General features: G+C 32.7%; 18 protein-coding genes. 11 read left to right on the plus strand and 7 right to left on the minus strand.

What is annotated here, in order from left to right; genetic code table 11:
• On the plus strand, nucleotides 1-939 hold the full coding sequence (gene rsgA, locus AC3IF2_RS09760) for a ribosome small subunit-dependent GTPase A (protein WP_489166920.1): 939 nt from the start codon (nucleotides 1-3) through the stop codon (nucleotides 937-939).
• On the plus strand, nucleotides 936-1,388 hold the full coding sequence (dtd, locus tag AC3IF2_RS09765; RefSeq protein ID WP_489166854.1) for a D-aminoacyl-tRNA deacylase: 453 nt from the start codon (nucleotides 936-938) through the stop codon (nucleotides 1,386-1,388). The genes rsgA and dtd overlap by 4 nt, the downstream gene beginning before the upstream one ends.
• Nucleotide 1,389: 1 nt before the next feature.
• On the opposite strand, the gene AC3IF2_RS09770 is transcribed toward dtd, so the two are convergent.
• Nucleotides 1,390-2,061 carry an SCO family protein gene (locus AC3IF2_RS09770; RefSeq protein ID WP_489166855.1) on the minus strand — a complete coding sequence of 224 codons (672 nt, stop codon included), beginning with the start codon at nucleotides 2,059-2,061 and terminating at the stop codon, nucleotides 1,390-1,392.
• A gap of 69 nt (nucleotides 2,062-2,130) precedes the next feature.
• On the opposite strand from AC3IF2_RS09770, the gene AC3IF2_RS09775 reads away from it, so the two are divergent.
• Both AC3IF2_RS09775 and rseP read left to right on the plus strand, forming a co-directional pair.
• Nucleotides 2,131-3,066 (plus strand): T9SS type A sorting domain-containing protein, encoded by a 936-nt coding sequence (locus AC3IF2_RS09775; protein ID WP_489166856.1) that lies wholly within the window; start codon nucleotides 2,131-2,133, stop codon nucleotides 3,064-3,066.
• Nucleotides 3,067-3,162: 96 nt separating this feature from the next.
• Nucleotides 3,163-4,518 (plus strand): RIP metalloprotease RseP, encoded by a 1,356-nt coding sequence (gene rseP / locus AC3IF2_RS09780; protein ID WP_489166857.1) that lies wholly within the window; start codon nucleotides 3,163-3,165, stop codon nucleotides 4,516-4,518.
• 77 nt (nucleotides 4,519-4,595) lie between these two features.
• Here rseP and AC3IF2_RS09785 read toward each other — a convergent pair whose 3' ends face one another.
• The 5 genes from AC3IF2_RS09785 to AC3IF2_RS09805 all read right to left on the minus strand — a co-directional run bounded on the left by AC3IF2_RS09785 (nucleotide 4,596) and on the right by AC3IF2_RS09805 (nucleotide 14,415).
• Complete coding sequence (locus tag AC3IF2_RS09785) at nucleotides 4,596-4,871, minus strand: FoF1 ATP synthase subunit delta/epsilon (RefSeq protein ID WP_489166858.1); 276 nt, start codon at nucleotides 4,869-4,871, stop codon at nucleotides 4,596-4,598.
• Nucleotides 4,872-4,882: 11 nt separating this feature from the next.
• Nucleotides 4,883-6,397 (minus strand): F0F1 ATP synthase subunit beta, encoded by a 1,515-nt coding sequence (gene atpD / locus AC3IF2_RS09790; protein ID WP_489166859.1) that lies wholly within the window; start codon nucleotides 6,395-6,397, stop codon nucleotides 4,883-4,885.
• 167 nt (nucleotides 6,398-6,564) lie between these two features.
• Nucleotides 6,565-8,202 carry an SGNH/GDSL hydrolase family protein gene (locus AC3IF2_RS09795; protein ID WP_489166860.1) on the minus strand — a complete coding sequence of 546 codons (1,638 nt, stop codon included), beginning with the start codon at nucleotides 8,200-8,202 and terminating at the stop codon, nucleotides 6,565-6,567.
• 14 nt (nucleotides 8,203-8,216) lie between these two features.
• Nucleotides 8,217-11,000, minus strand: a complete 2,784-nt coding sequence (locus AC3IF2_RS09800) for a TonB-dependent receptor (RefSeq protein WP_489166861.1) — start codon at nucleotides 10,998-11,000, stop codon at nucleotides 8,217-8,219.
• An 88-nt stretch (nucleotides 11,001-11,088) separates the two neighbouring features.
• Entirely contained in the window at nucleotides 11,089-14,415 is a 3,327-nt protein-coding gene (locus tag AC3IF2_RS09805; RefSeq protein ID WP_489166862.1) for a reprolysin-like metallopeptidase, read from the minus strand.
• A 41-nt stretch (nucleotides 14,416-14,456) separates the two neighbouring features.
• Between AC3IF2_RS09805 and AC3IF2_RS09810 the strand changes: the two genes are divergently transcribed.
• From AC3IF2_RS09810 to serS, 6 genes are all read left to right on the plus strand, one after another.
• Entirely contained in the window at nucleotides 14,457-14,993 is a 537-nt protein-coding gene (locus AC3IF2_RS09810; protein WP_489166863.1) for a hypothetical protein, read from the plus strand.
• Between the two features lie 9 nt (nucleotides 14,994-15,002).
• The gene (locus tag AC3IF2_RS09815; RefSeq protein ID WP_489166864.1) at nucleotides 15,003-15,944 is read left to right on the plus strand and encodes a bifunctional riboflavin kinase/FAD synthetase; all 942 of its coding nucleotides are present in this window, start codon (nucleotides 15,003-15,005) and stop codon (nucleotides 15,942-15,944) included.
• A complete protein-coding gene (locus AC3IF2_RS09820; protein WP_489166865.1) occupies nucleotides 15,925-17,238 on the plus strand; it encodes an HTTM domain-containing protein in 1,314 nt (437 codons plus the stop codon). Before AC3IF2_RS09815 ends, AC3IF2_RS09820 begins: the two co-directional genes overlap by 20 nt.
• 109 nt (nucleotides 17,239-17,347) lie before the next feature.
• Nucleotides 17,348-17,950, plus strand: a complete 603-nt coding sequence (locus tag AC3IF2_RS09825) for a T9SS type B sorting domain-containing protein (RefSeq protein WP_489166866.1) — start codon at nucleotides 17,348-17,350, stop codon at nucleotides 17,948-17,950.
• Complete coding sequence (locus AC3IF2_RS09830; protein ID WP_489166867.1) at nucleotides 17,950-18,867, plus strand: PorP/SprF family type IX secretion system membrane protein; 918 nt, start codon at nucleotides 17,950-17,952, stop codon at nucleotides 18,865-18,867. Before AC3IF2_RS09825 ends, AC3IF2_RS09830 begins: the two co-directional genes overlap by 1 nt.
• Before the next feature lie 72 nt (nucleotides 18,868-18,939).
• Nucleotides 18,940-20,214: a serine--tRNA ligase gene (gene serS / locus AC3IF2_RS09835; protein WP_489166868.1), complete on the plus strand. Its 1,275-nt coding sequence runs from the start codon at nucleotides 18,940-18,942 to the stop codon at nucleotides 20,212-20,214.
• Here the strand turns inward: serS and AC3IF2_RS09840 are convergent.
• Entirely contained in the window at nucleotides 20,211-20,354 is a 144-nt protein-coding gene (locus AC3IF2_RS09840) for a hypothetical protein (protein ID WP_480199135.1), read from the minus strand. The genes serS and AC3IF2_RS09840 overlap by 4 nt on opposite strands.
• Before the next feature lie 159 nt (nucleotides 20,355-20,513).
• Here AC3IF2_RS09840 and AC3IF2_RS09845 point away from each other — a divergent pair, with 159 nt between their 5' ends.
• Nucleotides 20,514-22,298, plus strand: coding sequence for a tetratricopeptide repeat protein (locus AC3IF2_RS09845; protein WP_489166869.1), 1,785 nt, complete (start codon nucleotides 20,514-20,516; stop codon nucleotides 22,296-22,298).
• Nucleotides 22,299-22,301 lie beyond the last annotated feature (3 nt).

Genomic DNA, 22,301 nt, shown 5'->3' on the forward strand with positions numbered 1-22,301 from the left:
TTGAAAGGAGTTGTCACAAAATCTACGGGTAGTTGGTACATTGTTAAACTAGATAATGGTCAGTTTATAAATTGTCGTATCCGTGGAAAATTTAGAATAAAAGGAATCAAGAGTACAAATCCTGTAACTGTTGGTGATAAAGTAGATATTAAACTAGAAGAAGATTCAGAAAACGGAATAATAACTACCATCCATGTCAGAAAAAATTACATTATCCGAAAATCTGTAAATCTTTCTAAGCAAACGCATATTATTGCGGCTAATATAGATCAGGTTTTTTTACTGGTTACCCTTAAAGAACCACAGACATTTACGAGTTTTATAGATCGTTTTTTAGCAACCGCCGAAGCTTATTCTATTCCTGCCATAATTATCTTTAATAAGATAGATATTTATAATAAAGAAGAGTTAGAACAAAAAAACAGTCTAGAAACTATCTATAAAAACATAGGTTATAAATGCCTTAATATTTCTGCTAAAAATGATGTGAATATTGATCAATTAGAAGATTTAATGAAAGACAAAGTAAGTATGTTTTCAGGTCATTCTGGTATCGGTAAGTCTACTCTAATAAATAAAATTGCTCCTGAATTAAATTTAAAAACAGCCGAAATTTCATCTCAACATAAACAAGGGCAACATACCACCACTTTTGCAGAAATGTTTGATTTACCTTTCGGTGGAAGCATTATTGATACACCTGGTATAAAAGGATTTGGAGTCGTCGATTTTCAAGAGGAAGAAATTGGTGATTTTTTTCCTGAAATTTTCTCACTAAAACAGCAGTGTAAATTCAACAATTGCTTGCACACAAATGAGCCCAAATGTGCAATAAAGGAAGCTGTTCAAGATGATAAAATTGCATTTTCTAGATATAGAAGTTACCTCCAGCTATTAGCTGGCGAAGACGAAAATTATAGAGTAGATAATTATATATGAAAGCAGTAATTCAAAGAGTTTCTAAAGCTTCTGTATCTGTAGATGGAAAAATTATAAGTTCTATAAAACATGGGCTTCTAATCTTATTAGGAATTACAAATGACGACTCAAAAAGTGATATAAAATGGTTAACTAAAAAAATCGTTAATCTTCGTATTTTTAATGATGAAAACGATGTAATGAATAAATCGTTACTAGATGTAAATGGCGATGCAATTATAGTAAGTCAGTTTACATTACATGCATCAACAAAAAAAGGTAATAGGCCATCTTATATTAAAGCTGCAAAACCAAAAATAGCTATTCCGTTGTATGAGCAATTTATACAACAATTAGAAAAAGATTTAAGTAAAAAAGTTGGTACTGGTATCTTTGGTGCCAATATGAAAGTAGAACTTCTAAATGATGGGCCAGTGACAATTAATATGGACTCAAAAAATAAAGAGTGATTTATCTTTCTCTTTTTAATATCTCAATATCCTTTTTTATTCTTTCTATTTCTTTTTTATCAGTCCCATCATAATAGCCTCTAATTTGCCTTTTTTTATCTACTAATATGAATTGTTCTGTATGAATAAAGTCTTGTTCACCTCCATCACCTTCATCTAAAGTTGCGAAATACGATTTACGAGCTAAATCATAAATATGCTTTTTATTTCCAGTAGTAATATGCCACTTATTTGCTATTATACCCTTGTTTTCAGCATACATCTTTAAGATAGGAATACTATCCATTATTGGAGTTACCGAATGCGACAATAGCATTATATCATCATCATCTTTATATATATTTTGTAATTCTATCATATTACCTGTCATAATAGGGCAAATAGTTGCACAACGGGTAAAAAAGAAATCTGCAACATAGATTTTATCTTTGTAAGTATTGTTGGTGATGATATCTCCATTCTGATCAACTAAACTAAAATCTGCTATTCTATGATTACTCTTTATATGTTGAACGGAATAATCTACTAACTTAGGATTTACATCGGAAGGGCTATAAATTGGTAATGTTTTTTTAGGGTTTAATAAAAAATATCCTATTATAACAGAGATTAAGAATATAGATAAAACTATTATTATTGATATTCTTGGTTTTTTAAAAAAACTAGATTTCATTAATTTTTTATATATTTGTTATACTATTACCCCCTTTGCTATGAATTACATATCACAAATTTACGTTATATGAATAAACTAATACGCTTATTTTTATTCATATTTCCGCTTATAGTAGTTTCTCAAGAAAATGAAGCATTTAGTATGCAAAACATGTATCTAAGTGAATTTGTAAATTCCTTTGAGGAAAATTCTTTTACAGGATATGATACCGATAATATAGATTGGCGCAAAGAGACCATCGCCAAATTGACTTCAAATAGTAATATTCAAGAAGCAAGTTTTTTAAAAACTGCAATGATATTACATATGTTAAAGTATAAATTAGGTGATAGTGTTTTTTATGAGGCTATTGGAGATTATAAAAATTCAATTGAGGAAAATAATACTGAAGTAGATTTGTTAGACTTTCAATACCTTCTAGAAAACAAAAGTGATATAGAGTTAACTTATTTTTTTAATGATTGGTTTAAAAGTAAAGGGCATCCTTCCTATCAGGTTAGTTGGTTTCAAAATGAAACGACAAATGAAGCTAGTTTTACAGTAAAACAATCACAATCTGACGCGTCAGTATCCTTTTTTGAAATGCCTTTACCTATTAAATTAATTGGCACTAAAGGTCAATCGCAATTAGTTAGATTAGAAATTAGTCAAAGCGGGCAAAGTTTTAACGCTCCTCTACCTTTTAAAATTGAAACAATAGAAATAGATCCTGATTTTCAATTGATTTCAAATAATAATATTGTAAAAGCTGGTATCGATCAAGAAGTTTTAAATAAGGAAATTTCTTTATATCCAAATCCTGCAATAAACCTTATTAAAATTCAAAATTCTAGTGAAGCTGTAGTAGAAAAAGTATCAATTTACAATATGCTTGGTAAACTGGTATTAGAAGAATCTAGTCCACTTATTTCAATAAACTTAAAACCTCTTTCTGCTGGTATGCATTTGGTTAAAATAGAAACCTCTCAAGGCACGCTGCATAAAACGATTCTTAAAAAATAACTTTAGCTTAAGTTTAACGCTATTTTGATGTCGGTCAATTACCCACAATTGACCATAAAATGGTACATTTGTGCGTTTTTAATTTTTATTGATTTAATGGAAGTATTCATAAAAGTATCACAATTCATTTTAAGCTTATCGATCCTAATAGTTTTACACGAATTAGGGCACTTTATCCCTGCAAAATTATTTAAAACCAAAGTTGAAAAGTTCTATTTATTTTTTGATTATAAATTTTCATTATTTAAAAAGAAAATCGGAGAAACTGTTTATGGTATAGGATGGATTCCTCTAGGCGGATATGTAAAGATTGCCGGTATGATCGACGAAAGCATGGATACTGAGCAAATGAAGCAAGAACCTAAACCTTGGGAATTCAGGTCTAAACCTGCTTGGCAACGATTAATTATTATGTTAGGTGGTGTTACTGTAAATTTTATCTTAGGAATACTTTTATACATCTTAATCTTAAACATATGGGGAGAAAAATATTTGCCTAACGAAAATCTAAAGGATGGTGTTTGGGTACAAGATCAATTAGGCAAAGATTTGGGATTAGAAACTGGAGATAAGATCTTAAAAATAGATGGAAATGAGGTTAGAAAATTTAGTAATCTTTTACCTGAATTTGTTAATGGAAATTCTTATACCATTGAACGAAATGGTGAAATAATAGATAAAGAAATTCCTATAGATTTTATTTCTAAGTTAATTGAACGCAAAAAAGAAGATGGAAGTTTTATTATGCCAAGAATGCCTTTTGTAGTTGGGCAAGTTACTGACTCTTCATTAAATACTACAAGTGGATTATTAGCAAAGGATATTGTTGTTGCTGTTAATAATGAGCCCATTAAATATTTTGACGAAATGAGCTCTACGCTTAAAAATTATAAAGGTCAAGAAATTCCACTTACAGTTAAAAGAAATAATGAGAATGTAAATTTAACCGTTAAGGTTAGTGATTCTGCTAAAATCGAAGTCTATCCAGCGAGTATATCAATAATTGATGCTAGTAAATTAGGGTATTATGATTTAGAAACTAAAACCTATTCTTTTATGGAGGCGATTCCAGCAGGAATTGAAAAATCATACAATACACTTGCAAGTTATATAAAGCAATTTAAGAAGATATTTAACCCTAAAACTGGTGCTTATAAAGGACTAGGAGGTTTTATTACTATAGGAAGTATTTTTCCGGCAACTTGGGATTGGCAGACATTTCTTAGTATAACGGCTTTCTTGTCAATTATGCTCGGTTTTATGAATCTATTGCCTATACCAGCCTTAGATGGTGGTCATGTAGTCTTTACATTATATGAAATGATCTCAGGTAGAAAGCCTAGCGATAAGTTCTTAGAATATGCTCAGGTTACAGGTTTTATTATTCTAATAGCATTACTATTATTTGCCAATGGAAATGATGTATATAGGTGGTTAACCGATAAATTCTAACACATAAACTAATCCAATAAAAAACTCGAAGCAATGCTTCGAGTTTTTTATATTTGAATAACTAATTATTCTAGAGATTAATCCGCTAGAATAATTATTTTATTTTCGTTTAATTCTATTGTACCAGAACTTATTGTAAGTAAAGTATCATCTCCATCTTTAGAGAATTTGTCTTTAAAATCTTCAGAAACTTCAACGTTTCCTTTAATCTTAACATTACCTTGTTGTAAAAGTGACACTATAGGTGCGTGATTGTTCAGCATTTGAAACTCACCATTTATACCTGGTACAGCAACTGATTCTACTTCTCCACTAAATAAAACTGCCTCTGGTGTTACAATTTCTAAAAACATAAATTTTTGTTTTAAACTTCAGCCTCCGCTAGCATTTTCTCTCCTGCATCAATAGCATCTTGGATAGATCCTCTTAAGTTAAATGCAGCTTCTGGATATTTATCTAACTCACCGTCCATAATCATATTAAAGCCTTTAATAGTATCTTTAATATCAACTAATACTCCTGGTATACCCGTAAATTGTTCAGCTACATGGAATGGTTGTGATAAGAAACGTTGTGCTCTACGAGCTCTATGTACAACTAATTTATCTTCTTCAGATAATTCTTCCATTCCTAAGATGGCAATAATATCTTGAAGCTCTTTATAACGTTGTAATAATTCTTTTACTCTTTGCGCTGTATTATAATGCTCTTCTCCTAAAATATCTGCTGTTAAAATCCTAGAAGTAGAATCTAACGGATCAACCGCAGGATAAATACCTAACTCAGCAATCTTACGCGATAATACTGTTGTTGCATCTAAGTGAGCAAATGTTGTTGCCGGTGCAGGGTCAGTTAAATCATCAGCAGGTACATATACTGCTTGTACAGATGTAATAGAACCTGTTTTAGTAGAAGTAATACGTTCTTGCATAGCACCCATTTCTGTTGCTAATGTTGGTTGATAACCTACCGCAGAAGGCATACGGCCTAAAAGTGCAGATACCTCAGAACCAGCTTGTGTAAATCTAAAGATATTATCTACGAAAAATAATACATCCTTACCTTGACCATCACCAGCTCCATCACGGAAATATTCTGCAATTGTTAATCCTGATAATGCCACACGTGCACGTGCTCCAGGAGGTTCATTCATCTGACCAAATACGAAAGTCGCTTTAGATTCTTTCATTCCTTCTTTGTCAACCTTTTCAAGATCCCAACCACCTTCTTCCATAGAATGCATAAAGTCATCACCGTATTTGATAATACCAGACTCTAACATTTCACGTAATAAGTCATTTCCTTCACGAGTTCTCTCTCCTACTCCTGCAAATACAGATAAACCACCGTGACCTTTCGCAATATTGTTAATCAATTCTTGTATTAATACTGTTTTACCTACACCGGCACCACCAAATAATCCAATCTTACCCCCTTTAGCATAAGGCTCAATTAAATCGATTACTTTAATACCTGTAAATAAAACTTCTGTAGAAGTTGATAACTCTTCGAACTTTGGTGCCTCTCTGTGAATTGGTAAACCATCTTTTTCAGTTTTTGGTAAATTACCTAAACCGTCAATAGCATCTCCTGTTACATTAAATAAACGACCGTAGATATCATCACCAACTGGCATTTGAATAGGATTACCCGTAGCAACCACTTCATGGCCTCTACTTAAACCATCCGTAGAGTCCATTGCAATACAACGAACAGTATCTTCACCTGTATGTTGTTCTACTTCTAATACTAATAATGATCCATCTTTTTTAGTTATTTCGAGTGAATCGTAAATTTTTGGAAGGTCAGCTCCTGATTCGAATTCAACATCGATAACAGGACCAATAATTTGGGCAATCTTACCTGTAACTTTTGACATTACTTATCTATTTAATATTATGCTTTATAATTGAAAGAAAACACTCTCGGTTTTCGCGCTGCAAAGATAAATTTTTAATTTAAAAATAAACTTGTTTTTTCTTCTTTTTTTGGAATAAAAAAGCGCTTCTAAATTAGAAGCGCTTTACATATAATATTTTTCGAAACTTATTGTAAAGTTGGTGAATAATTAGTTGGATAATCTACAGCCTTTGCGGTAGTATTAGACTCTATAAAATTTGAACCAAATGTTGCATCTATAGCTTCTAAAAACTTATTAGCCATAAAAGCATAGCCTCTTGAAGTTAAATGAATTCCATCTAGACCAACTAGTCCTCCAACAACTAAATCAGTTGTGTGCGTAAAATTATCGAATACAACACCTGATGTAGTAGCTTCGGTTAAAATGCTATTTAAATCAACTAACGCCACATTTGGATTTGAACCAGCAACAGCTGCTATAGTTAAATTATAAGCGTCTGTAGCATCTTTGATCTCAGCTTGTTCACTTGGTAATAGCACCCATTTGTCTGCTAATGGTAATGTTACACCCTCAACTGCAAATTGACCAGCTACTGCCTGAGGTAAACCTTGCCCCATTAAAGCTGCAACCACACCTGTATTTACAGTACCTATAACTGAACTACTTGGCAAAACAAGTAGATCGTCAGAAGTAGCTTGCCTTGTTTGTCCATATGTTGCACCAAATAGTGCTGCAACTGCTCCAACGGTCGCAGGATCTGTAGGTAATCCGAATTGAGCTAGTAAGCCAGCAAACTGAGGGCTGGCACTTAATACTCCTGCAATTTGTGCAGCTATATTTGGTAAATCTTCGTCTTTAATAACTACTGCACTTGCAGCAGATTCAGAAAAAACAATTGTTCTTTCAGCAGCATCACTAATTGCGCCTTGTGATTGTAAAAATGCATAAACTCCATTTAAGGCACCAAATACTGTATTCAATGTAGGAATTAACGGTCCATAAGCTGGATTAGAAGGATCTAACGGCGCATGAGGCACTGTTGTAAAATGCGGTAAATCTGTTATATAAGGAACATTAGTAACCACACCTTTAGCACCGCCACTAGTTAAAGTAGCTACAATAGCTCCAAATGTTTGATCAAAACCAACCCCAGGAGGGCCAGCAGATGGTGTGATAGCATTAGAACCATCTCCTCCAGAAGTAGCGTAACCTAATACGTCATTACCTCCTATTTCAGATAACGTGAAAAACGACGGACTTTGAGCCATTGCATCGCCTAACATAGTTGCGGTAGGACTAGACGCCATTCTTACAAAATAAGGATTAGCACTAACGCCCAAATTGGCTGGGTTACCATAGCCGTCAAACAATAAATGAAAACTTTTAGCACCAGGCACACCCATATTATTATAAGGCCCAGGTGTTCCTGCTAAAGTTTCAGTTGTTGGCGTAGCCGGTAATCTTACTGGCCCAGCACCATCAAAAAATAATCTTGGTAAGAAATTTTCATTCGTTGCTCCATTAATGAGTAAACCTCCAATATTGTCATTCATTAACGGTTGTGTAAAATTTGCCGTTCCGAACTGCTGCGCTAAAATATTAGGAAATGAGTTTTCTTGACTAGCTTTAAATAAAGCTCCATCAGAGAATCCAGCTGTAAATGAAGCTCCTAAAGCTACATAGTTAGAAAAATCTGCACTTCCAGTAGTTAAGGGAGGGTATACCGCTTCTGGTGGTAAACTCGTCTCTATCTCATCTACCTCACATGATGTTAGCCCAATAAAAACTAACAACAACCATATATATTTAAACTTATTATACATTTTCATTCTATTTTTTAATTATTTATTACCCAAGAAACATAAAACTGTGAACCTACAGCACCAGCACCTACAGCACTTTGGTATTCATCACCGCCAAGGTTAGAACCACCAATTTTAAATGTAGATTTAATCTTTGGTACTTTTAAGTTGACTTGAGCATCAACAACAGTTCTAGAAGGGATCATTGCATTAGCTATACTTGCTTGCCATAAATATTCGTCTTGCCATCTTGCGTTTATGTTAAACCCAAAGTTTTCAAATAATTTAGTATGTCCAAAAGAAAGTTTCACTTTATGTTCTGGAGTATTAAAGCCTGCAGAAAAATCAGGGTCATCAGCTTGTTCAAAGTCTAATTTTGCATAGGTATAATTTAATCCTAAATCAAAGCCTAAAATCTTTGTATCTAGACCAATATTAGCTCCATAAGAAGCAACATCGGCAGAAGCATTAGTATATGTTTGAAAAGCTGTTGCTTGACCTGTTATAAGATCTTGAATACCAGAAGCATCAGCTGTACTACCATTATTAGGTGTTACAACTATTTCTTGACTAATAAAGCCTTCATAGCTATTGTAGTATCCATTTATATCCATATTTACTTTACCTATTCTACCTCTATAACCAATATCGTAAGCCGTCACTTTTTCAGGTGCTACCAAGTCTGTTGGAGCTTGAACTAATAGGGCAGGGTTTCCACTTGCTCTAAATGCGTCTACAGATGTTCTTGTATAAGAATCAAAATATACATCGCGTCCTGTTAAAGCTGTACCAGGTAGTCTTCTATCTAAGTTATCTGGTGATGAACCAACTAAAATAGCTCTACCTACATTAAAACCAATAAATAAAGATTGTGTATCTGGATTTCTAAAACCAGTTTGGTAAGAAGCTCTAAAGTTATGATTTCTATTTTCACCAGCCGAGTATACTAGGGATGCTCTTGGCGAAATATTACTATCAAAAAATTCATTCTTATCATAACGAATAGATCCTGTTAATTTTAATCTTTCGTCCGCAACTTTAGTACTTGCTTGTACATAAGCACCTACTTCATTATATTTTATAGGCCCATCGTAATCTGTAAAAATAGTACCAAATGAATTTAATGCATATTGTCTATAAGATCCACCAACTTGAAGATCAAATTTATCATCAAATAAATGAGAGAAATTATAATTCCCTTCTGCATGATACGCTTTAGTCTCGTCTAAAAATTTAGAACCAGAAGAAATATCTGGGTCTGATGTTATTTGATCGAATAAAGCTCTAAATTCTGGCGTACCTGGTTCTGGCCTATAAGCAGCATCTGCTGCTGCTCTACCTGTAGCATGAGCTTGAGCATCTGAACCACCACCTAACACAGTTTGTAAATAACCACCTGCGTAAGTACCAAACCATTCTAAAGCATTTACTCTATTCATATTAATACCTGTAAAGCGCATATCATATGAATCACCCGCTTTCTCTGCTGTAGTATATCCTCTAACAAAGAAGTTATCACTCTTAATTTCTAATTTATGTTGTTGAATAAAGAAATCGTCTAACTGATATCTATTAGCTCCTTGGTAAATTGAATTACCAAAACCCATTCTAGAATTCCAGATAACTTCTACATCATTTTCGAAAGGTCTATAGTTTAATGATACATCTAACTTTATACTTCTTGCATCATAATCTGTTAAATCTTGTTCCATATAACCCGTACGACCTATATTAACATCTGGCAATAAAGCAGCTCCACCCGCAGGAAAGCCTGTTCCTGGTGTCATTTCCAAAACTTCTCCAACACCCCTCAAGGTAAGGCCAGCTAGAGCAGTTGTAACTTCATCTCCATATATATTTAACCCGTCATGATCATGTCTAGATGGGTCTGCAGGGATAACAAAATCAGGGTCACCTACCCTTGAACCTACATCGCTATATTGATTTGTATCATTCGCATACCAATCTGTTCCGTCTAAATAAGAAAATGAGGCTTTGGCTGCAAATTTTTCACTAAATGCATGTGCAGCACGAATACCTACATCAGTATATTGATTATCTCCTGCCAAATCTTGAACAGTTAAACCTGTTTTTACATAGGCACTTATTCCTTGATGTTCAAAAGGATTTTTACTAGTCATAAATAAGATACCATTAAATGCGTTGGCACCATATAATGCAGAAGATGCTCCTGGTAACAATTCGATGCTATTTACATCAAGTTCATTTATACCAATTAAGTTACCCATTACAAAGTTTAACGCTGGTGAAGAGTTATCCATACCATCAATAAGTTGAACGAAACGTGTATTCGCAAACGTTGCGAAACCTCTGGTATTTACAGAGTTAAACGTTAAACTACTTGTATTTACATCTACTCCTTTTAAATTTTCTATACCTTGATAGAAAGAAGCGGCCGAAGTATTTTGTATTGCTCTGGCATCCATTCTTTCAATCGTCACTGGAGATTCACGTACACTTTCTGGAGTTCTCGAAGCAGATACTACAACTTCATCTAACTGCGTACCTTCTATTAAAGCAATAGTAAGTTTTTGATTATTCTCGGTTACTTCTACTGTTTGGCTCTCATATCCTACAGACGTAAAAACTACTTTAAAAGGTAAAGGTTCAGTAACATTCAAGGTAAAATTACCATCAAAATCAGTACTGGTACCAATAAATTTACCTTCAAGCCTAATATTTACACCTGGTATTGGGTCATTATTTGCTGAGTCGGTAACAGTTCCTGAAACTACGGTTTGTGCCATTGTAGTTGCACAAATACATAGCATAGCAACAAGAGTAAAAAGTTTATTCATAATGTATAATTATAAGGTTAACAATGTCGCAAAGTACGATTTTTTTTGAAGTTTACAATGCGTGCATAATAAATTCAATAGGGATAAATTAGAAAACTAATAATCTTTTTACAGCAGTTTCTTTACCCTTACGGATTTCAACAAAATAAATGCCATTAGATAAATTACTTACATTTATTTCCTCATTAAAAACTACCTCTTCGATATTATATTTCTTTGAAACTACTCTTCTACCTAGCGTATCGTAAATAGAAATATTAGTATCGTTATTTATAAATGACACAAAGGATATATTCACTATATCTTCTGTAGGATTCGGCCAAACTGATAAGTCTTGAAACGTTTCACCGTCTACATTGGCTACGGTAACACTTTCACACAATTCTATGCTCCAATTGTCTATACTACCAACATCATCACCTGCATTATCAGAAACATTAAGTATCCAATCTCCTATTGAAGATTCACTATTAAAACCTGACAGCGTTTCACTAGGCTTTATTGTTCCCGTTATAACAGGAGTAGAATTTGCACAAGCTAAGTCGACACCTAAATCATCAAAAGTTGCAGACATATTTACATTACCACCAGCTCCACTACATTGCCGATTTACTAATTCAACAATTGTTCCTTGTGGGCTTTCTAAGGTAAAAATGAGATCACGCATCCATGTATGAGTCACATTTATGGCAATATTTACATCACTAATAATATAATCATCACTAATAGTTATAACCGAATTAACACCAGAAACATCATCATCAGGTATATTTAAAGGTGTATCAGTAGCATTATATATTTTGCAAACAATTTGGCTAGTTGTAAAGATACTTATAGCTGAAAAATTGCCAGTGTTGCAATTATTATTCCCTCTTGCTCTCCAATAATAAGTTACCGCATCTTGTAAATTTTGAGGAATATAAGAATTTGTTTGAATAGTTGCAGATTCTATTATAGTATTAAAAGCAGCATCGGTCGCAATTTCAACATCATAATTTTCTACATTTACATCAACATCCCATTGTAAAGTACTCCCCATTGCTAACACACCAGTAGCTCCATTTGAGGGAGTTGCTAGAACAGGATCAGCAATTGAACTTTCAAAAATATTTAAGACAACATCTAAGGTTCTAGTAACTGAAGTTGACGTCCCTACGATTTCAATATTATATGTGCTTGGAGCAATATTATCTGTATTACTAATAGTCATTTGAACATTAGCATTTGAATTTGCAGATACTGGACTAAAACTTACACTTGCCCCAGTCGGAAGATCATTTGTTGAAAAGCTTACAGTTTCTGAAAAACCAGCAGCAAAATTCACATTAAAGTCATAGACTGCATTTGCAGGTAAACATATTGTTTTAGTATTTTGAGTTGTACTTAGCGCAAAATTATTTACGATGCTTATATCGGTTTTATTTAATGCATAAAATATATTATTAACTGCTTCTACTTTAATTCTACCCGTACTCGTTATATTAGAAGGTACAGTAATAACATGACTCCCATCATTTGGAGTATTAGAAGCTAATGTTATTGGGTATGTAAAACCACCATCTAATGATAATAATATATTAACGTTAGCTGTATTTATTGGAGCGTTATTAGTTCCTGCAACATCCCAAATAATAGTTTCAGAAGTCCCTGCTGCCCAAAAAACCTCATTTGCGCTTTGACTTGTAACAACAAAAGGACCGGAATTATTATCAACAGTTATAGTCATATTATCTGAAACTGTTTGTCCTCCACCAGCTACATTATCTCTAACAGTTAACATAAAATCCATTGTTCTACCTACACTTGGTAATACTTGCCATGTAGAAGATAAATCACCCGCTATAACTGTACTTAATGCCGGCAAATACCTGTCAGGTGAACTTGTAGGACTTAATGATCTAAACACTGAGCCCTGAGTTTGAGTAGATATAGGCGGGCTAGAAATACCAACAACACTGTTATCATTTTGTTCCCAACAAAATGTTATTGGGTCTCCATCAAGATCTGCGCCTTGCCCTCTAAGAACTAATGGTGTTGACTTAGGTACAGTAAAATTATTACCGGCCTCAACAGTCGGAGCATTTGCATTTCCTGTTAAAGCTGTTTCGTCATCACATAAAGAACTACCAGATGAGATAAAATTATATATCTCTTGTATGCTTCTAACATTAAAATAATCATCACTATTTAATTGTATATTTTGAGGAGCGCAAATACCAGCATAAGCCATAATTGTTGTCCCGCTACCTGGTTCTACTGCAGTAGCATCATTTCTATTACCTCCTCCGCAACTTCCAGCGGTTCCGTTAAAGGTATGATTAGCTCCAAACTGATGTCCCATTTCATGAGCAACAAAATCAACATCAAAAGGATCTCCAACAGGTGCATTTTGACCTGTAACTCCTCTAGCTTTTGACCCGCCACAAGGTGATCCTAAAAAGGCTACGCCTCCTCCTCCAGTACTAAATACATGACCTATATCGTAGCTTGTAGATCCAATAACACTATCAATATTGTTTTGATTTTCAGTAAGCATTGCTGTTCCATCTCCGTTAGAGTAAGGATCAGTAGTTCCATCTAAATAAATTAATAAATCATTATTTGGAACCAACTCCATAGTTAATGCTAATTCTCGTTCAAAAATAGCATTCACACGAGTCATAGTAACATTTATAGCGGCCATAACAGCTGCTCTTTTTTGTGCTTCAGTGCCGCCAGAAACACCAGCTGCATTAATATGAAATTGTGAATATTCTCCTGTGGTGGCAAGTGCTAATTCAAAAGTTCGAAGCAAACCATCATTCGCATTTTTAAAATTTGAACTTTTAGTTTTAGGTATTGATGGTTGACTTTCAGTAAGACAAGTAAACTCTTTTTTAATTTCTAAGTCTTTTCTTTTGTAAGTTACATATGTATTTGTATTGGACTTAACGGGATCTATGTATAAAGTACTTTTAGAATTAGTAAACACAACAGCATGTAGCCCTAAATTACTCAAACTAAATCGAACAGAAGTAGATTTGTCGTTTAGCCCTTTACCAATATAGGATTTGATGTTAGGGAATTTTGAAGCAAGATCAGAATGCATTATAGATGCCTCTTGTATCGAGTATTTTACTAATTCACCATCAGCATTCGGAAATTGAATAATAGTTTTAGGTTTAGGTGCTTTATTTTTACGTGGAGGAACATTGCTCAACATCTCTTTAAGAGCATTAATTTCTAAATTATATGCTTTATAATTTTTGGGAAGATTTTTTTTAGCAACTAGCAATCCTTTTTCTACGCTTGCTTTTGTCCATAAAGTTCTCTCTTGGGCTAATCCAAACAAACAAAAAAATGTAAAAAAAACTGTTAGTAAGAATGATAAATCTCTCTTCATGCGATCGTCACCATTATAAAGTGTCTTAAACAAATTTAGGCAATTAAATTTTATATCTTTACAAAAAGCATACTATGAGAATATATTTTGCTTTATCTGTTTTTCTTTTCTTAATGGGCTGTAATGCCCAAAAACAAACCTCTAACCTAACTGATTTAAAAAAAAGTAAATCTTTTAACATTAGCAATTGCCCTGACAATGGAAGTTGTTTTTTAAAAGTTATACCCAATAAAAGCTTAGAATTAAAAAAGGATGAATTTGGAATGCTTTATGGAAAAACGATTGATAGCGACAACATTCTTGTTAAATACTCCTATAAACGTAAAGAATTAAAAAATACTGCCGACAGTCATTACAGTGAAACTATCTATTTTTCAATTTCAAAAAATGTAAAAAAACTAGACTTAGCTGACACAGATTTACAAAAAGCTTCTGTAACTCTACATCGACTTTGTTATTGTAAAGGCACAGCAGGATATTTTAAAATTACTAGTGGTAATTTGAATATAGATATCAAAAAAAATGAATTAACTTTGAAGTCAGATTTAAGCTTGAAAAACATTCCTTTAATGCTTGCTAAAATCAATGAAAAAATAAATTTAGAACATTAAGTTTCTTTAGTGAATATACACCATTCTTACCAAAATTTTAACAAAAAAAATATTTCGATTGTTACCATCGGCACTTTTGATGGTGTGCATATTGGCCATCAAGCCATCATAAAAAATTTAATAAAAAACGCTAAAAACAATCATGGCGAGTCGGTGATTTTAACTTTTTTTCCGCACCCCAGAATGGTATTACAAAAAACCAATTCTATAAAATTACTCAATACAATAAATGAAAAAATAAACTTGCTAGAAAAAACTGGTTTAGATCATTTAATTATTGAGCCTTTTACAAAAGAATTCTCTCGGTTAACTGCTTTAGATTTTGCTAGAGATATTTTGAGTAAAAAATTACATGCTAAAAAATTAGTAATCGGATACGATCATCGTTTTGGAAGAAACAGAGAAGGCAATTTTGAGCAATTACAAGAATATGGATCTGTTTATAATTTTGAGGTAGAAGAAATTCCTGCTCAAGATATTAAAGATGTAGCAGTAAGTTCGACAAAAATTAGAACTGCATTAGAAGAAGGTGAAATTGAAAAGGCCAATGAATATTTAGGCTATTCTTTTATGTTGAATGGTGAAGTTGTTGCAGGAAAAGCTTTAGGACGACAATTCAATTATCCCACAATTAACATTAATGTAAAAGAAGATTATAAATTGATTCCGAAATCTGGGGTTTATGTTGTTGATTCGAATATCAACAACTCCCATTATTTTGGTATAATGAATATTGGTAAAAGGCCTACATTAAATGGCAAACGTAAAACAATTGAGGTTCACCTTTTGGATTTTGACGCTAATCTTTATGGAGAAAATATTCAAGTAAATCTTTTAAAGCGTTTGCGCGATGAGCAAAAATTTGCGTCTATAGAACACTTATTTGCACAAATTAAGAAAGATGAACAGAAAGCTCGAAATTTAATAGAGAGTGGAGCGATTTCTTTTTAGACATATAGACAATTCTCCTTTAATTATTTTTCGAATTATTTTCGGATTGTTACTTTTTCTAGAGTCCTGGGGTGCTATTTTAACAGGTTGGATAACCAAAACCATGGTCGAACCCAAGTTTACATTCAATTTTATTGGTTTTGATTTTCTACAGCCCTTACCAGGTAATGGTATGTATTATTATTACCTCATTATGGGCATTTTCGGATTTTGTGTAATGATAGGTTATCGATATCGTTTAGCAATTATTTCTTTTTTCTTACTATGGTCTGCAACCTATTTAATGCAAAAATCTTCTTACAATAATCACTATTATTTAACAGCGTTATTAAGCTTTTTAATGATCTTTTTACCAGCGAACAATTACTTATCTGTTGATGCAAAACGAAATCCTACCCTAAAAGCAATTTCGGTTCCTTTTTGGACTTCTCTCATACTTATGCTACAAATAGGATTAGTTTATTTTTACGGAGGTATTGCAAAAATATATCCCGACTGGCTACAAGCTATACCAGCCAAACTATTCTTGGCTTCAAAAGGAAATTATCCCATAATAGGAAAGATGCTTACTACAGACTGGTTTCCTTATTTTTTAAGTTATGGAGGTTTACTCTTTGATCTTTTGATTGTTCCTTTATTATTGTTCAAAAAAACACGGGTTTTTGCTTTTGCTGTTTCTATATTTTTCCACCTTTTTAATGCAATAGTCTTTCAAGTTGGTATTTTCCCTTTTTTAAGCTTAGCATTTGCACTATTCTTTTTTGAACCAGAAACAATCCGAAATATCTTCCTAAAAAAGAAACCTTTCTATGTTAAAAATGAAGTAATCATACCCAAATACAAGAAAGTATTGATATTATTTATAGGAGTTTATTTTGTCATTCAATTTTTGCTTCCATTAAGACATTGGGTTATTAAAGATAATGTACTTTGGACAGAAGAAGGACATCGTTTAAGTTGGCGTATGATGCTTCGTGCAAAATCTGGTTATCAAACTTTTACAGTTATAGACAAAGAAACTGGTAAAAAGGAAGTAGTTGACCTAAACCAGTACTTGACCAATAAGCAAAAACGGTCTGTAATGGCTAAACCGGACATGATTTGGCAATTTGCACAGAGACTTAAAAAAAGTTATGCGAAAAACGGGAAAGATATTTCAGTCTTTGTAAAAGGTTATGTTAGCGTAAATGGAAAACTTAGCCAACCTTTAGTAAACAACACTATAGATTTAGCATCAATAAAATGGGATCATTTTAAACATAGTGACTGGCTACTGTCATCTACAAAAAACTAAATCACCTTAATACAATATAGCTTCTTTACACTCGTTCTTTTTTTATAGGTTTTATCCTTTTCTAATGTTTAGACAAATACTCCTACTAGGATGCATCTTTGTTCTCAGTATGAAGACACATGGTCAATCATGCATTACAATAAACGAGCAACCACAAGATCAACTTTTTTTAGATAACGATAACATCTCTTTAAGTGTTGATGCTACTAGTAGCGAAAACTTATCATATCAATGGCAAATATTTAATACCGTATCTGGAGAATGGGAAGATATTAATGACGATTTTGATTATACCGGAACAAACACAACTACTCTAACATTAATTAATGTATCTCAAGCTATTAGCGAGACAGCTTTTAGAGTTCAAATATTTGGTCAAGACCCTTCATGTACCGAAGACTCAGATCAAGCAATAGTTAGATTTATTGCTATAAATGTAAATAACATCTTTACACCAAATGACGATGGATTTAACGATTTTTTAAACATTGGTGGTATTCTTTCATTCCCACAGAGTAAGCTACAAGTTTATAATCGTTGGGGAAATTTAGTTTTTGAAAAAAGAGGTTATCAAAATGATTGGGATGGAATTGCCACTACAGGAGCAACAATCAATGGTTCAAAAAAATTACCAACAGGCACTTATTTCTACACTATCGATTTGAATTTTGATAATAAAAAATTCTCAGGATGGTTATACCTAGCTAGATAATGAAGAGATACCTAAGACATATTATTTTTAGCTGTTTTTTATTAACCTTATTATTAAACATACAAGCTCAGCAAGTACCACATTATACCCAATATATTTTCAATACTCAACTTTATAATCCAGCTTACGTTGGTAGTAAAGAATTTTTAAGTTTAACGTTATCTTCGAGAATTCAATGGACACCAATAAATGGTGCTCCACAAACACATAATATTTTTGCACAAAAGAAGCTAGAAAATAGACCTATTGGTATAGGAGCTTCTTTTTCTCTAGATCGCTTAGGTCCTGTTGACCAAAAGGACTTCAGTATCGATGGGTCTTATACAATAAGAGCAACAGAAAAATCTCAACTTGCTTTTGGTTTAAAAATAGGAGGAGAAATTTTAACAATAGATTTAAGCAAAGGTAATCCAGATGACCCAAACGATCCTTTATTAGCCGAACCTTTAGAATCCAAATTTTCACCCACTTTAGGCGCAGGAGCATTCTGGTATGGCGATAACTGGTATATGGGCTTATCAGCATTGAATTTATTACATGCCAATCATTTTAATGGCGAAATAACTGATAGGCCACAATATTTTCTAATGAGTGGTTATGTGTTCGAATTAAGCAGAATGTTAAAATTTAAGCCAACACTTTTAACCAAGGTCGTTAGTGGCGCTCCTATATCTCTTAATGTTGCAGCTAATATTATGTTCGATGAGAAATTTACTGGTGGGCTGTCGTATAATAATGGTGAGTCGTTAAGTATAGTAGTAAGTGCAGATCTAAGCTCAGTTTTTACCATTGGTTATTCGTTCGATTATTCTCTAAAAAGTTTAAATCAATTTAATGATGGTAGTCACGAATTTGTATTATCCTATCGATTTACGGAAAGCTCTAAAGCACATCGTTGTCATACCCGATTCTTCTAAATTAAAAATAGAATTCTTCATTCATAAATCTACTGGCAATCCTTATCTTTGCTCACTTAAAGTTGAACTACAATGTTACAAGTAGCTTTTATAAGAGAGCATAAAGAACGTGTTTTAAAAGGATTAGAGGTTCGCAATTTTGCTAATGCTATAGGCATAATCGACAAAGTTTTAAGTGCAGATGAAGCAAGAAGAAATACTCAGGCCGAATTAGACGCTATCCTTGCTGAATCTAATAAGATTTCTAAAGAAATCGGATTACTCTTTAAGTCTGATGAGGTTCAAAAAGCCAATTTATTAAAAGAAAAAACTATCCAATTAAAAGAACAATCTAAACAATTAGCTGAAAAATTAAACACTTCTCAAGAAGAGCTAAATCAATTATTATATCAGATTCCTAATATTCCAAACTCATTAGTTCCTGTCGGAAATACTGAAGATGACAACGAAGAAACCTTCCGTGAAGGTGATATTCCGAAATTGAATGAAAATGCCTTACCACATTGGGAATTAGCAAAGAAATACGATATTATCGATTTTGAGCTTGGTAATAAAATTACAGGTGCTGGTTTTCCTGTCTACAAAGGAAAAGGCGCAAAATTACAACGTGCATTAATTAGCTATTTTTTAGATAAAAATACTGAAGCAGGTTATCAGGAAGTACAAGTTCCACATTTAGTGAATGAAGCTTCGGGTTTTGGAACTGGTCAACTTCCTGATAAAGAAGGTCAAATGTATCATGTAACTGGTGATAATTTATATTTAATACCTACTGCTGAAGTTCCAGTTACTAACTTATATCGCGACACTTTACTTAAAGAAAGTGATTTTCCTATTTTGAATACTGGTTATACTCCCTGTTTTAGACGAGAAGCAGGTTCGTATGGTGCACATGTTAGAGGGCTAAACAGATTACATCAATTCGATAAAGTAGAAATTGTTAGAATAGAGCATCCTGATAATTCTTATGAAGCTTTAGACGGAATGGTAGATCATGTAAAAGAAATTCTAAGAGAATTAAAACTACCCTATAGAATTCTACGATTATGTGGCGGTGATTTAACTTTTGCTTCAGCCCTTACTTATGATTTTGAAGTCTTTTCTACAGCGCAAGATAGATGGTTAGAAATAAGTTCAATTTCAAACTTTGAAACCTTTCAGGCAAATAGATTAAAGTTACGTTTTAAAAATAGTGAAGGTAAAAGTCAATTAGCACACACGTTGAATGGAAGCGCTTTAGCTCTGCCTAGGGTACTAGCAGGAATCTTAGAAAATTATCAAACGGAAGAAGGCATCGTGATACCAGAAGTATTACAAAAATATACTGGTTTTAAGATAATAGACTAGTTATTGGTAACAGCTACCATTAATTTTTTATACCTGTTCATTTCTATAAGTGCATCAACATATGCATTTATATTACCAGATTTCATAAAAAGATTTGCTTTTTTCTTTGCAATCGTGTAGTGTTTCTTTAATTCGATCATTGTAAAAGTATTTAGTTGTTGTTACTTAATAGACAAATGTCATGCCAAAATGTTACAAAGTAAAGGTTCAACTCATACGTTTTATCAAATTTTTAACACTTCTTTTACTACCTTTGATCAAGTAGCAAATAAATTTTAGTTTACTCACGTTATAACGCTATGCGAATTACTTTTATTGCCATATTATTATTCTTTACAACATTTAGCTTTTCGCAAAGCTCTCAGTTGGCTTATAGTTATTTTAGAAAAGGAGAGTATGAAAAGGCCTCAGTACTATATAAACAATTACATGAGAAGAATGCCATTAGGCGTGATTATTTTAAAAAATTATTGTCTTGTTATCAATTAACTGAAAGGTTTGAAGAAGCTACTGATTTACTAAATCAACAAAAGGAAAGGTTTCCTTTGCAACAATATTTAGATGTTGAAGTAGGTTATAATTTACAACTTCAAGATCAACCAGATCAGGCACTACCCTATTATGAATCAGCTTTAAAATCTGTTGAAAAAAATCCTAACTCAGGATACCTTGTCGGAAAGACTTTTCAGGATAACCACCTATTAGATTATGCTTTAAAAGCTTATAAAAAAGCGATGGAATTGAACCCTAACCTCAACTATGATGCTTATATCGCCTTTATATATGGTGAAAAAGCAGAAATAGAAAACATGTTCGATTCTTATTTAAATATGGTTGATAAAAATCCTAGTTATTTTTCTACAGTTCAGCGTTATGCAGGGCGTTTCTTATCAGATGATAATCAAGATGTAAATAATGTACTTTTTAGAAAGCTATTATTAAAACGTTTACAAAGTAATCCGAATAATTTGTGGAATATGTTACTTAGCTGGCTTTACATGCAGCAAAAGGATTACGACAAAGCTTTGGTTCAAGAAAAAGCTATTTATCTACGTAATAAAGAAAGTTTAGAAAGAATTATCGAAGTTGGCGATCTTGCCTTTAATAATGAAGATTTTGAAACTGTAAAAAACACCTTTCAATATGTATTAGAAAATACTGCAGATCAAAATACTCAGCTTGAGGCTCAATTGTATTTACTAGATGCCAGTATTGCTACGGCAATATCTAAAGAAGAATTAAACTTATTAGATGAAAAATTCCAGCAATTATTTCAACAATACGGTATTAATAATAATACAATTGACCTACAGGTAGCCTATGCAGATTTTCTAACATTTAAGAAAAATAATCCTCAAAAAGCTATTGATATTTTAAACGCCGCATTGCAAAGAACAACATCAGATTTTCAAAGAGGTGAAGTAAAAATTAAGCTAGCAGACGTTTTAGTGTACACTAATCAATTCAATCAGGCATTGATTCATTACACACAAGTTCAAACCAAACTAAAGAACAGCACATTAGCTCAAACTGCACGTTTTAAAGTTGCGCAAACATCTTATTTTAAGGGTGATTTTAAATGGGCTTCTACTCAATTAAAAGTATTAAAAGGATCTACATCTCAACTAATAGCCAATGATGCTGTTGATTTATTTCTATTGATTTCTGATAATTTAGGGTATGACTCAATCCCTAAAGCATTACAACTATATGCTAAAGCTGATCTATTGGCTTTTCAGAACAAAAATAAAGAGGCGATTGATAGTTTAAATCTCGTTTTAAAAAACCATAAAGACCACGAAATAGAAGATGTAGCCTTATTTAAACAAGCACAGCTTTTTGAAAAAATTCAACAATTTACCAACGCTGAAAGTAACTATCAAAAAATTATTACTATGCAAGATGCTAGTATTTTACTAGACAATAGTTATTTTAGATTGGGTGAATTGTACGAAAACAAACTCAACATTCCTGAAAAAGCCAAAGAAATGTATCAAAAGATCATTTTCGAACATCCGTCTAGTATTTATTTAGTTGATGCTCGTAAACGTTTCAGGAAGCTAAGAGGAGACATCATTAATTAGAAA

This window comes from Maritimimonas rapanae, assembly GCF_057837205.1.